The organism is Pseudomonadota bacterium, assembly GCA_022361155.1.
Taxonomy (GTDB): Bacteria; Myxococcota_A; Polyangia; order Polyangiales; family JAKSBK01; genus JAKSBK01.
Map to the genome: position 1 here is coordinate 1 of JAKSBK010000346.1, position 12,958 is coordinate 12,958.

Consider the following 12,958-nt stretch of genomic DNA (forward strand, 5'->3'; position numbering starts at 1 on the left):
CTGTTCCTTGGCGCTCGGGGGTGGCCTCGGCGCTCTGGCCGTTCTCACCAAGAACGAGATTCTTAGCCTGATCCTGGGTGGTATATTTGTGGTCGAATGCGTGAGTGTCATTGGACAGGTTTGTTGGTTTAGACTTACAGGTAGACGTATATTCTTGATGGCTCCACTGCACCATCATTTTGAGAAAAGGGGCTGGGCCGAGCCGAAGGTTATTGTCCGCTTCTGGATCATCGCGTTCATGCTGGCAATTGCGAGTCTGGCGACGCTGAAGCTGAGGTAGTGGATGGAGCTGCGAGGAAAGCGCGCGCTGGTGGTAGGCCTTGGCGCGAGTGGGCTGAGTGCTCTGCGACTGCTGGCCCGGAAAGGCGCACGAGTGCTCGCCAACGATTCGCGCGAGGCTCTCGCGCTGGGTGATGCCGCAGCGGAAGCTCGTCAACTGGGTGCCGAGCTGCACCTGGGATGCCACCGCGCCGAGCTGTTTGAGGGGGTCGATCTCATCGTAGTTTCACCCGGAGTGCCAAGGCTGGCTGCGCTTGAAGCCGCAGAGCAGGCGGGGGTGCCGGTCTGGAGCGAAGTGGAGCTTGCAGGCCGATTCCTTCAGGGAAAGGTCCTGGCGGTGACCGGCACGAATGGAAAGAGCACGGTGACCAGCTTGCTCGCTTGTATGTGCGAGCTCAGCGGCGTGCCGACATTCGCAGGCGGGAATCTTGGCCGGCCTGTTTGCGATGCGATTGAGACTGCCGCGGCGGGCAGGGAGGGGTTTGTGGTGGTTGAGGTTTCCAGCTTCCAACTCGAACGGGTGGATAGCTTCCGAGCCCAGATCGGAGTCCTGCTCAACGTATCTGCTGACCATCTGGATCGCTACTCGTCGTTCGAGGCCTACGCGTCGGCGAAGGCGCGCTTGTTTGGCGGTCAACGGCGAGAGGATGCGGCGCTGGTTCCGGCTGGCGATGGGCTGTGTGCTTCGCTTGCGGCCCAGAGTGCTGCCCCCAGCCGCTTCTTCGGTGGTGAGGCAGGGGAGGTGCGAGTTCAACGCGGTTGCCTGGTGGACGCCGCCACGGGGCTGTCGGTGCCGGTGGAGCGGCTAGGGCTGAAGGGCGAGCACAACGCGGTCAACGCCTGTGCTGCTGCGCTGGCTGCGCGCTTGGCAGGTGTGGGCAAGGTGGAAATCGAAGCAGCGCTGGTGAGCTTCGAGGGGCTACCGCATCGAATGCAGTGCGTGATGCGCGTAGCCGGCATCACCTTCGTGGACGACTCGAAGGCGACGAACGTAGGAGCGGCGGCGACGGCGCTTGGCTCGCTGGGGCATCGGGCGCGGCAGGTCGTTCTGATCGCGGGCGGCAAGGACAAGGGCGGCAACTACGGGCCGTTGCGCGAAGAGCTGGATCGGGTCGGACGCGCGGCTGTCTTGATCGGGCAGGCGGCAGGGCGGTTGGAGCGTGAATTCAAGGGTCTAGCGATCGCGGTGAGAAGGGCGGATTCCATGGACGCAGCTGTGCGGCAGGCCTTTGCCTTGGCTCGGGCCGGGGACGCAGTGTTGTTGGCTCCGGCATGTTCCAGCTTCGACATGTTTGAATCCTTCGAGCATCGAGGCCGAGCCTTTCAGAAGTCGGTGAGGGCGATCGCGGGAGAGACCCGATGCCAAGGCTAGCGTTCTGGTCCAAAGGAAAGCTCTTGGGGCAACCCGGGGACAAGGAGGCGGCCTCCGCCGCAGTGCGGGAGGGCAGGGGAAACCAGCGAACAAGTAGGGGCGAGCAGGCGGCAAAGCGCTTTGCCTGGCGGTCCCTGCTGCAGACCCAGACGGATCCGGTCGATCCGATCGTCGCAGGGGGCCTGGTTGCGCTGATGGCCTTCGGTGTGGTGATGTCGTACAGCGCCAGCGCCGTGTTTGCTTTTCAGCACTTCGGGGACGGACAGTACTTTCTGGTGCGTCAAGCGAGCTTTGCGGTTGTAGGCCTTGCCTTCATGTGGGGCATCTCACGCATCGACTATCATCGTTTGCGAAGACTGACCTACCCCATGCTTGCCGGGGTCCTCGTGTTGATGCTGTTCGTGGCTTCTGGTTGGGGACGACGCGTTGGTGGGGCAGCACGCTGGATTCCCCTGGGGCCAATCAACGTGCAGCCGGCGGAGCTGGCCAAGGTCGTGCTAATCTTGTGGTTGGCGTACTCGCTTTCAAAGAAGGCCGAACGCATTCGTACCTTTTCGATCGGATTCTTGCCGCATGTACTGATGGCTGGCCTGTTGATCGTATTGTGTTTACGGCAGCCGGATTTTGGAAGCGCTGTGATGATCGCTTTGATTACCTTCGTTCTGCTATTCACAGCCGGCGCAAAAACGGGTTACACACTGGGAGCGGGGCTGTTAGCCACGCCCATCGCCTACTACCTGATCGCTGGCTCGGAGTACCGAATGCGGCGTATCCAGGCCTTCCTTGCTCCCTTCGAGCACCGCTACGACGAGGGCTACCAGATTGCCGAATCACTCATGAGCTTTGGAACCGGAGGCCTTACTGGAATCGGCTTGGGAGACAGCCGGCAGAAGCTGTTTTTTCTGCCGGAGGCGCACACGGACTTCATTGCGGCTATCATAGGGGAAGAGCTGGGATTTGCCGGCATTGCCGCACTGATCGGCGCGTTTTCTGTGCTCACCATTCGAGGACTCTACATAGGTTCCAATGCACCCGACGACTACGGCGCTTACCTGGCGGTGGGTATCTCCTTGTTCATTGGTTTGCAGGCTTTTACAAACATGGCGGTGGCGACCGGACTGCTTCCCACGAAGGGCCTGGTGCTGCCGTTCGTCAGCTACGGGGGCTCGGCTTTGCTTACCAACAGCTTTGCCGCGGGCGTACTGCTCAGTGTTTCGCGCGTGCGCGCAGTGCGGGGGCAGATCAAGGCGAAGAGCGAACGAGTACCACGTCAAGCGTCGGCAAAAGGTGCGACATGATCGACAGAGTCATTGTGGCCGGGGGGGGAACAGGCGGCCACCTGTTTCCCGGTATGGCGGTGGTCGAAGAGCTGCGACGGCGGAAGCCGGACGTGAAAGTCGTGTTCGTCGGCACCGCAAGGGGCATCGAAGGACGGGTGCTGCCGGCACGCGGCGAGCAATTGGAGCTGATGGAGGTACGCCCGCTCATGGGTCGCGGGGCTCTCGACGTCACTCGGAATCTGGCCCTGCTCCCCGCGGGCTTTGCGCGCGCGGCTCGCATCCTGGCCCTGCACCGGCCCGACCTGGTGCTGGGTCTCGGAGGCTACTCGGCGGGGCCGATCGTGCTGGCGGCGGCGTTCCGGCGCACACCGACGGCGCTGCTGGAACAAAACGCGCACGTGGGGCTGACCAATCGCATGCTGGCCAAGGCGGTGGGGCGCGCCTACTTGAGCTTTCCGGAAACCGCCGCCCATTTTCGACCGGCTCGCGCTCGTGCTTTGGGCAATCCCGTGCGACGAGCCTTCGTGGAGGCAGCCAGACTTGCAGCCGCGGACCCCGTGGGTTTCGAAGCACGGGCGCGGCAGGTGTTGGTGCTCGGGGGGTCACAGGGTGCTAGGGCGCTGAATCAGCATGTACCCAGGGCGTTGGCCGAGCTGGGCTTGGATCGGCGGGGCATCCGTGTGGTTCACCAAACGGGTCCCGACATGGTCAGCGGCGTCGCGGATCGGTATCGTGAGCTGGGGCTTGAAGCGGACGTGGTCCCGTTCATCGACGATATGGCCAGAGCCTATGCTCGGGCGTTGCTCGTGATAGGACGAGCCGGGGCCACCACGCTGGCGGAGCTCTGCGCCATCGGACGACCTGCGATCTTGGTGCCCTATCCTCACGCTGCGGAGGATCACCAAAGGCACAATGCGCTGGCGCTGCAGAAGGCCGGTGCGGCGATCGTCATCGGGGAGCGCGAGCTCGGACGGGGCGCACTGGTTGCGGCGTTCAAGACGCTGATGGTGGATACGACTCGGCGCCGGCGCATGGCCGAGGCCGCCCGCGCATGCGGCCAACCGGATGCGGCGGCTGCCGTCGTGGACGATTTGGTCGCGTGGCTGGGCCGGGCGGACGCCAGCTATCCAGAGCCGAGCGGTGTCGCGGCCTGCGAAACCGGCACTACGAGCAGCGACGAGCTGCAACTGCACGCGAGCGCCAGCCTTCGCCGGCGACCCAAGGTCAAGCGCGGCACGCTGAGGCTGCGCACTGTCGATTCGCAACTGGATGCGACCGGGTGAGCGGAGTCGGATGACGTGTTGGCGATCCGAGGCAATGCTATCCTCGCATCTCGGAGTGGACGCCATGGCCGGTAGACCGACGAAGAGCAGTGCGGCGAAGAAGAAGACCGGGAAGAGGCCGGCGAGCGTCGCAAAGAAGAACGCACGCAAGACCGGGGCCAAGCGAGTCCCAGCGAAGCCGAAGCTCCTTTCGGGTGGCAATCCGCAGATCCCGAAGGGCGACGGTGGCGCCCCCGTGCAGGCCTACGTCGCGGCCATGCCGGGATGGAAACGCGACGTCGGGCGCCGGCTCGACGAGCTGATCGCGCGCACCGTGCCCGACGTGCGCAAGGCCGTGAGGTGGAACTCCCCATTCTATGGCATCGAAGGCCAGGGTTGGTTCCTCAGCTACCATTGCTTCACAAAGTACGTGAAGGTGACGTTCCTGCGCGGCGCATCGTTGCGCCCCGTTCCGCCCGGGCAGTCCAAGCACAGGGAAGTCCGCTACCTCGACATCCACGAGGACGACCCGCTCGACGAGGAGCTCGTTGCTATCTGGATCAGCCAGGCCGCGGAGCTGCCTGGAGACCCGCTGTTTTGACCGGCTCCTGTGCAACTACGCCCCGCAACGCGCAGCGGTTGTTCTGCCGCGGGCCGTTGGAGTCGTGACGCAGGACCCGCGCGTTGTCGGCTCCGCAACGGGAGACGACGCCATTCGATGGCAGCCTGGCGAGAAGCTGCATCATCTGTTCGAGCGCCGCTGCGATCTCCTTGACGCGGAGGGACAGCAGGGCCACCTGGCGGTCGACGCCGGCGTCGCTGGGCTGACGTTCCGCGAGCTCGACAACCGGGCCAATCAGTTGGCCCGCTTTCTCAGGGACCAGGGCATCGGGCAAGGGGATCGGATCGCCCTGCTGGTCGATGACTCCATCCACACCTACGTGGCGCTTCTGGGCGTCCTGAAGGCGGGGGGCGCCTATGTCCCCCTGGACCCCAGCTTCCCTGATGAACGCGTCGGTTTCATCCTCTCGGACGCTCGCGTCAAGGCTGTCCTTTCGCTTTCCGGGCTGCGAGCGGGGGTCGCCGCCTTCGACCTGCCCGCCGTCCTGTTGGACGCAGACAGCCGCAAGATCGCAGCGCAGCCCACCGAGCGCCTCGCCGGCGAGGCCGGCCCTGCTGGGCACGATCTCTGCTACATCGTCTATACCTCGGGCACGACGGGCAAGCCCAAGGGGGTCCCAGTGGGGCACCCTAGCATTTGCAACTTCGTCAAGGTTGCCGCCGAGGTCTACGGGTACGAGACTCGAGACCGCGTCTACCAGGGAATGACCATCGCCTTCGACTTCTCGGTCGAGGAGCTATGGGTGCCCCTGATCGTGGGGGCCACCCTGGTCCCTGCCAAGCCGGGCGCCAACCTCGTGGGCGAGGATCTGGAGGCTTTTCTCCGGCAACGGAGAGTCACGGTGCTCGCTTGCGTTCCGACGCTGCTTGCCACGCTTGAAGGCGACCTGCCCGACTTGCGCGTCCTGTTGGTTTCTGGGGAAGCCTGCCCGCAAGGCCTGGTTGCCAAGTGGCATCGTCCGGGACGCATCTTCCTAAATGCCTACGGCCCCACGGAAGCAACCGTAACGGCGACGCTGGCGAGACTTCACCCGGATAAGCCCGTCACCATTGGCAAGCCGCTGCCGACCTACTCGGTCGTGATTCTGGACTGCGATCGCCAGCGGGCGCTGCCGCGAGGGGAAACCGGCGAGATTGGGATAGCCGGCATTGCCCTGGCCGACGGGTATCTCAACCGGGAGGATCTCACCCGGAAGAGCTTCGTCCCGGACTTCATGGGCATCCCCCACAACCCCTCCAAGCGGATCTATCGCACCGGGGATCTGGGGCGCGTCAATGGCGAAGGCGAGATCGAGTACCTGGGTCGCCGGGACACCCAGGTGAAGCTCCGGGGCTATCGAATCGAGCTCGGCGAAATCGAAGCAGCCCTCGAACAAGTGCCCGAGGTCTCCCAGGCCGTCGCTGACACCCTTGAGTCGCAGCCCGGGTCCGTGGATCTGGTGGCCTACTACACGCGCCGGAGAGGGGCCTCCGCTGTGCAGGTGGACAAGCTCGTTTCGAGTCTTGCGGCGTTGCTGCCGCGGTACATGATTCCGGCCTACTTCGAGGAGCTGGGCCACATCCCGACGACCGCCGCCCACAAGGTGGATCGCAAGCGACTGCCGAAACCCACGAGCGCGCGGGTGACCGGGGTCGTGACTCCCTTCGTGGCGCCGCGCACGGAAAAGGAGGAGGCCCTCGCGGGTTGGCTCGCCGAGGCCCTGGATGTGGACAGGGTTTCGATAAAGGACAATTTCTTTGACGATCTCGGCGCCCACTCGCTTCTGATGGCCGGCTACTGCTCCGTCGTCAGGCGACACTGGCCCGCGGCGCGGGTCTCGATGCGGGACATCTATCTGCACCCCACCATCGAGCAGCTCGCCGGGGTGCTGCAGCTCCGGGCCAAAAAAACGCCTCCCGCCGGGGACACGCCGCTGCCGAACCAGAGATCTACGCTCTGTCCCGTCAACGGCAGGGGCGCGGAGCCGGCGCAACAAGCTCCCCCTGCCCTCCACTACTACGCTTGCGGGGCGGCTCAGCTTGTCGCCTTCTTGCTCTACGGGCTTGGTGCCCTCTGGCTTGCCTTCGCCTCGTTCGGCTGGGCTCATGCCGCCTGGGCGGACACTGCTCAGCTCTTTGTCCGGCTGGCATGTGTTAGTGGCGGGTTGTTCTTTGGGCTCAGCGCCTTGCCCGTTCTGGCGAAGTGGCTGCTCATCGGACGCTGGAAGCCAGAAGTCTTCCCGGTTTGGGGCCTGCGCTACTTTCGCTTCTGGCTGGTCAAGACGCTCATTTGCAACGCGCCGATCGCACTGCTCCTTCGGAGCCCGGTCTACAACGTGTATCTGCGGCTGCTTGGCGCCCACATCGGTCGCAACGTCGTGTTCGAGAACAAGACGGTGCCGATCTGTACGGATCTCGTTTCCATCGGGGACGACGCTGTCGTTCGCAAGGACGCTTTCCTGACCGGGTATCGGGCCCACTCGAACCACATCCATATCGGGGCAGTCACCATCGGTGCCCATGCCTATGTGGGCACTTCGAGCATCCTGGACATAGACACCGTGCTGGAGGACGGCGCTCAACTCGCCCACGCGTCATCGCTGCAGAGCGGACAGCGGACGCTCGGCGGCAAGAGCTATCACGGCTCACCTGCCGAGGAGACCGACGCGGACTTCCGGGGCATCGCCCCGCTTGCCCAAAGACGCCTGCGGCGCGTGCTCTACTCCATTGTGCAGCTGGCAGGCCTGCTGGCGCTAAACAGCGGGCTCTTCACTCTGGTGCTCGGCCTCTATAGCGTGGCCCCCTCCGGCGGGGCCTCGGTCGAGGGGAGCGCGGAGCAGCCTTCCCTCGCTCACGTGACGCGGCTTGTGGAGCTTGCGGCACAGATCAGTGCGAACCTGTACTTCGGACTGTTGGCCCTGGGCCTGCTGGCCGTTGGGCTGCTCCCGCGGGCGCTTGGCGGCCTGCTCAAGGATGGACGAACATACCCCCTCTATGGCGTACACTACGGCGTCTATCAACTCGTCTCCGCTATCAGCAATTCCCGCATCTACAACATTCTTTTTGGCGATAGCAGCTACATCCTCGGGTACCTCAAGTGGGTCGGCTACCGCCTTCCGGACGCGATCCAGACGGGGTCGAATTTCGGATTGAGTCAGGTTCATGACTTTCCATTCCTCTGCACTGTGGGCTCTGGAACCATGGTGTCCGACGGGCTAATCATAAGCAACGCCCACATCAGCAGTTCCTCGTTCAAGTTGGAATCGGCCGCCATTGGTGAACGAAACTATCTGGGTAACAGGATTCACTTCCCCGCCGGCGCCTGCACCGGAGCCAACTGTCTGCTCGGGACAAAAGTCATGGTGCCGACCACCGGGCCCATCCGCCAGGACACGGGGCTCTTGGGCTCTCCGGCCTTCGAGATTCCGAGGGCCGTCAGCCGGGACGCTCGCGCGATGCCGAAATATCGCGGGCGAGAGCTTGCCAAGAAGCTGGCCCGCAAGCTCGCCTACAACACGGTGACGATCCTCATCTTCCTGCTGGCTCACTGGTTCTACACCTTCGGCGTTTTGTTTGTCGGGCACCTGGGGGTCATCCTTCACTATCAGCGCGAGCTCTGGGGGCTCTGCGCCCTGCTAGCCTTCATGCCGGCCTTCACCTTCGGTCTTTTTGCCGGCATCGAGCGGGCCAGCCTCGGATTCGGACGACTGACGCCAAAGCTGCTCGTCACGCTGTACGACCGGCGGTTCTGGCGCCACGAGCGTCACTGGAAGCTCTCTGGCCACCCGTTCGCGGGCATCCTCTCGGGAACACCCTTCCGGAACGTGATTTCCAGGCTCCTCGGTGTACGGCAGGGCAAGCGGGTCTTCGACGATGGCTGCGCCTTCCTCGACAAGACCCTGATTTCGGTGGGGGACTTCGCGACCTTCAACGATCAGTCGATCGTACAGGGCCATTCCTTGGAGGAGGGCGCCTTCAAGACAGACCGGGTGAGAATCGGGGCTTCGTGCACTCTGGGGCCTGGGTCCTTCGTCCACTATGGCGTGGAGACAGGCGATCGCGTCTATCTGGCCGCTGACTCGTACCTGATGAAGGGCGAGCGTCCCGAAGACGGAAGTACCTGGGCCGGCAATCCAGCCAAGGACCTTGGAAAGTCAGAGACGCCGCCGGCAACCGATCTCTGCGTTACATCCCCGCGGCCTACCCACGAGGCGGCGGCGGCGAGCGCTCGGCACGGTGGATAGCAAACCTGCGAGCGAGCCCTCGAGAACGAAGCGCCGCGGTCGATCAGCGGTTATCCTTTGCGATGGCTGCCAAGGAGTCCAAGCCTGATGATGCCCGTCGCCGGAGGTGGCTGGCCCAACGAGGCCGACGTATTCGCGCGGTACGAATCCCGCGTGCGATCCTATTCGCGGCAGTTCCCGCTGGTTTTTGCGCGGGCCGTGGGGAGCAAGCTCTGGGATTCGAGCGGCCGCTGCTACCTCGATTTTCTCGCCGGCGCAGGGGCCCTCAGCTACGGGCACAACAACGCTGTGCTCAAACAGGCGTTGATCGACTACATCGCGCAGGATGGAGTCGCGACCAGCCTCGACCTGTACACCGTGGCCAAGGCCAAGTTCCTGCAGACCTTGCAGAGCACGATCCTGGCGCCTCGCGGACTGGAATACGTGGTGCAGTTCACGGGTCCGACGGGCACGAACGCCGTCGAAGCCGCGCTGAAGATTGCCCGGCGAGCGACGCGTCGCACCGACATCGTCTTTTTCAAAGGCGGCTTTCACGGCGTTTCGCTGGGCTCCCTCGCCGTAACGGGAAACAAGGTGTGCCGGGAAGGGGCCGGGGTTCGGTTGGGCAACTCCCTCGAGGCGCCCTATGTCGGCGATCTGGGTCCCGGCGGCGACACCATCGCATTCCTGGAAGAGCTCTTCTCCAAGCGCTCGGCCATGGGTTCGCTTCCTGCCGGAGTGATCGTGGAGTGCATCCAGGGTGAGGGAGGGCTCAGAGCCGCCAGCGTGGAGTGGCTCCGGCGGCTCGAGGCGGCTTGCCGGAGGTGGGGCGTCGTGCTGATCGTCGACGACATTCAGGCGGGTTGTGGGCGCGCGGGGACCTTCTTCAGCTTCGAGGCAGCCGGCATCACGCCCGACGTCATCACCCTGTCGAAGTCCCTGTCCGGGTACGGGATACCGATCTCCCTGGTTCTGCTACAGCGTTCCGTTGACCTGTGGCAGCCAGGCCAGCACAACGGCACCTTCCGTGGCAACAACCATGCCTTCGTGACCGCGACCGCGATGATCAACGAGTACTGGCGAACGCCGGCATTCTCGAACAGCGTCCTGGACAAGGCCGTCTACTTGCGCAAGCGCCTCCAAGCCCTCCTGGACCGCTTTGCGCCCCACATCGCCGAGATCACAGGGCGCGGCATGATGCTCGGCGTGGTCTGTGCCAATGCCGATTTCGCAGCCAGGGTATCGGCCAGGGCCTTCCAGTTGGGTCTGATCGTGGAGCGAAGCGGCCTCGAGGACGAGGTCATCAAGTGCATGATGCCGCTCGTCACGCCCTACAGCGAACTGGATGAGGGCATCGACATCCTGCACGAGGCCTTCGCCAAGGAGTCTCCCTAGAGCGCCGATCCGCGCCCTTCGAGCCCCGCAGACGAGCTACCTTCTGCTCGTGCCTCACCGTTCAGGTCTCGGCGAACGGCTGCGCTCGTGCCGGATCGTTGTCGGTTTTCAATGATATATAGTTACCGAGGTCCGTCCCTGTACCCCAGCATGGGGTAAGCATGGAACAGCCCTGGAAAAAGCGCGTCCATGCTCTCCTGGGCTCCCTTCGACGATCCCGGCAGGTTGACGATCAGACTCTGACCGCAGAGGCCTGCGGTTGCGCGCGAAAGCATGGCGTACGGCGTGCGTGCCTGACCGTGGGCCCGGGCTGCCTCTGCCACGCCCGGTATCTCCCGTTGGATCAGCTTGCGTGAGGCCTCCACGGTGACATCCCGCCGGCTCAGGCCCGTGCCTCCGACCGTCAGGATCAAATCGACCTCCGCGGCTACCAGCTTCCTGAGCGACGCTTCGATTTGCTCGAGGTCGTCCGAGACCACCTCGAACTGCGGCCGGAGCCCATAGTCCTCGAGGCAGGCTCGTACGACGGGCCCGGCTCGATCGGGCCGCGTTCCCGCGAATACTCCGTTCGAAGTCACAAGCACCGCGGCGCGAAGCCCAGCGGGCGGGCGGTCCTTGAAGTCGCTCTTGCCTCCCTGCTTCGCCTGCAATCGCAGCGAGCAGATCTCGAGCTCGGAATCCACGGGCTTGAGCATGTCGTAGATGGTCAACGCGGCCGCACTGACTGCGGTGAGCGCCTCCATTTCGGCACCCGTCTTGTAGATGGCCTCCACACTGGCCGTGATGTCGATGCGGTCGCCAGCGAGCTCGAAGTCCACCGACACCGCGTCGATCGGCAGCGGATGGCAGTAGGGGATCAGGTCCGGGGTCCTCTTGGCCGCGGCGATGGCCGCCACCCGCGCCACCACGAGCACGTCCTTCTTTGGCAGGTCGTTTTCACGCAGGCGCTGTATCGCACCAGGGGACGCCCGCACGCTGCCTACCGCGGTCGCACGACGCAAGGTGGTGATCTTGGATGTGACGCTCTTCATAGGGGTGGGCCTCCGGATGGGTCGCAAGACGCCCTTGTTTGAATCAAGGCACCGCCGGCAGCTCGCAGATGAAAGCTTGGCGCTGAGCGCATCCCACCTCCTTCCAGTCTCCCCGAAACGGGTCTTGCTCCACGCAGGAACCGACGCCGGCCGGACGGCCGGGAGCCCAGTTCACGTAGCCCAGCGGCGTACCCTGATCCCACGCGAGCGTGCCATCCACCCATTCGAACGCGTAGACGCCCAGCGGATCGTGCAGGCCGATCCACCAGTCCACGCCCGGCAGGCCGCTTTCGCGTGCGGCCGTGTTCCAGAGCCAACGGTCTTCGCCCCGGTCGTCGATGATCACCAGGTCGTAGCCCTGCGCCTGGCACCAGCCGCGCGCGTCCAGCCATTGCATCACGTCGTGGCAGAACAGGTAGACCGAACCCCCGTGCATGTGCCGGCCGCAGGGCGCCGGTTCGGGTGGCGCTGCTCCGGAGTCACCCGCGGCGCCGCCTCCGGCCGCTCCTCCGCCGCCTGCGTGACCCTGCCCGGCGTCCGGCCCCGTAGGTGGCAGGGAACCGCCGTCAGCCGGGGCCGGGCCAGGGCCTGGCGCGGAGCCGCCGGCACCTACGCCGCTCGCATCTTGACCCAAGGGTGCCCGGTCCAGGCTGCAGCCAACGAGAGCGAGTGCCAGGGTCAGCGCGAACGCATCTGCGAGCTTGTGCCTCGTTTGTGCTCGCCCTCTCGCGCTGTTCATGGCCGGTACTCCGAGCCCCTCACTCACCGCTGGGCGGCCCTCGAAGCCGCGATGCGGCCATAGTCTTGCCGACCTGGCCCATTTGGCAAGTGTAAGTCAATTCACAATAGGCTGGTGTTCCAAGGTCTCTATGCAGGCTGCCTGCCCGTACGGGTCAATAAGAATCTCGGTGTGATAGCGACCGACTTGGCCGGCGCCTTGCCAGGCCGTGATTTCCTGTGGCGTCCTGCGTAGGAGCCTATCCCAGATCAGTATACTTATCTTGAGACTTGTATCGCCTGCCGACTTCAGCTACTGTTCACCCCTATGTATGCATTTCGCTTGGTTAGTTCCTTTGGCTTAGGTCTCGTGTCGATCGCTGTGGCCGGCGCTTGCAGCAGTCGGGGAGTGGACGTTCCCAGGGCAGGAAGCGGTGCAATCGCTGGCGTTCGCGGGGGAGCCGGTGCTGGCGTCGTGGGCGGCCGGGGCGGTGCGGGCGGTATAGTTGGCGTTTGTGGTGCCGGCGGTTTGGGCGGCCGGGGCGGCGTTGGCGGCGTGGGTGGCCGGGGCGGAGCTGGTGGCATCGGCGGCGTTGGCGGTCTAGGTGGCCGAGGCGGCTTGGGTGGCATCGGTGGCGGCGCTGGCGGCGTGGGTGGCCGGGGCGGTATTGGCGGTCTGGCCGGTGCGGGCGGCTTAGGTGGCGCTGGCGGCGTGGGTGGCCGGGGCGGTGTTGGCGGCCTGGGCGGTGTTGGCGGCCTGGCCGGTGCGGGCGGCTTAGGTGGCGCTGGCGGTCTGGCC

10 protein-coding genes are annotated in these 12,958 nt (G+C 64.7%); 8 read left to right on the plus strand and 2 right to left on the minus strand.

The annotated features are described in order from the left end of the window. From mraY to ectB, 7 genes are all read left to right on the plus strand, one after another. Positions 1 to 280, plus strand: a 280-nt coding sequence (gene mraY / locus MJD61_13530; protein ID MCG8556292.1) for a phospho-N-acetylmuramoyl-pentapeptide-transferase, incomplete at its 5' end; no start/stop codon positions are given. Between the two features lie 3 nt (positions 281 to 283). Next, positions 284 to 1,651 carry a UDP-N-acetylmuramoyl-L-alanine--D-glutamate ligase gene (gene murD / locus MJD61_13535; protein MCG8556293.1) on the plus strand — a complete coding sequence of 456 codons (1,368 nt, stop codon included), beginning with the start codon at positions 284 to 286 and terminating at the stop codon, positions 1,649 to 1,651. Then, a complete protein-coding gene (gene ftsW, locus MJD61_13540; GenBank protein MCG8556294.1) occupies positions 1,639 to 2,949 on the plus strand; it encodes a putative lipid II flippase FtsW in 1,311 nt (436 codons plus the stop codon). The genes murD and ftsW overlap by 13 nt, the downstream gene beginning before the upstream one ends. Further along, positions 2,946 to 4,214 carry an undecaprenyldiphospho-muramoylpentapeptide beta-N-acetylglucosaminyltransferase gene (gene murG, locus MJD61_13545; protein MCG8556295.1) on the plus strand — a complete coding sequence of 423 codons (1,269 nt, stop codon included), beginning with the start codon at positions 2,946 to 2,948 and terminating at the stop codon, positions 4,212 to 4,214. The genes ftsW and murG overlap by 4 nt, the downstream gene beginning before the upstream one ends. A gap of 64 nt (positions 4,215 to 4,278) precedes the next feature. After that, complete coding sequence (locus MJD61_13550) at positions 4,279 to 4,794, plus strand: DUF1801 domain-containing protein (protein ID MCG8556296.1); 516 nt, start codon at positions 4,279 to 4,281, stop codon at positions 4,792 to 4,794. Positions 4,795 to 4,858: 64 nt separating this feature from the next. Then, positions 4,859 to 9,037, plus strand: coding sequence for an amino acid adenylation domain-containing protein (locus MJD61_13555; GenBank protein MCG8556297.1), 4,179 nt, complete (start codon positions 4,859 to 4,861; stop codon positions 9,035 to 9,037). A gap of 87 nt (positions 9,038 to 9,124) precedes the next feature. Continuing rightward, positions 9,125 to 10,411: a diaminobutyrate--2-oxoglutarate transaminase gene (gene ectB, locus MJD61_13560; protein ID MCG8556298.1), complete on the plus strand. Its 1,287-nt coding sequence runs from the start codon at positions 9,125 to 9,127 to the stop codon at positions 10,409 to 10,411. A 122-nt stretch (positions 10,412 to 10,533) separates the two neighbouring features. Here the strand turns inward: ectB and moaCB are convergent, their stop codons facing one another. Both moaCB and MJD61_13570 read right to left on the minus strand, forming a co-directional pair. Beyond that, entirely contained in the window at positions 10,534 to 11,442 is a 909-nt protein-coding gene (gene moaCB, locus MJD61_13565) for a bifunctional molybdenum cofactor biosynthesis protein MoaC/MoaB (protein ID MCG8556299.1), read from the minus strand. Between the two features lie 43 nt (positions 11,443 to 11,485). Next, positions 11,486 to 12,181, minus strand: a complete 696-nt coding sequence (locus MJD61_13570; GenBank protein MCG8556300.1) for a C-type lectin domain-containing protein — start codon at positions 12,179 to 12,181, stop codon at positions 11,486 to 11,488. Between the two features lie 348 nt (positions 12,182 to 12,529). Here MJD61_13570 and MJD61_13575 point away from each other — a divergent pair. Beyond that, on the plus strand, positions 12,530 to 12,958 hold a 429-nt coding region (locus MJD61_13575), incomplete at its 3' end, for a hypothetical protein (GenBank protein ID MCG8556301.1).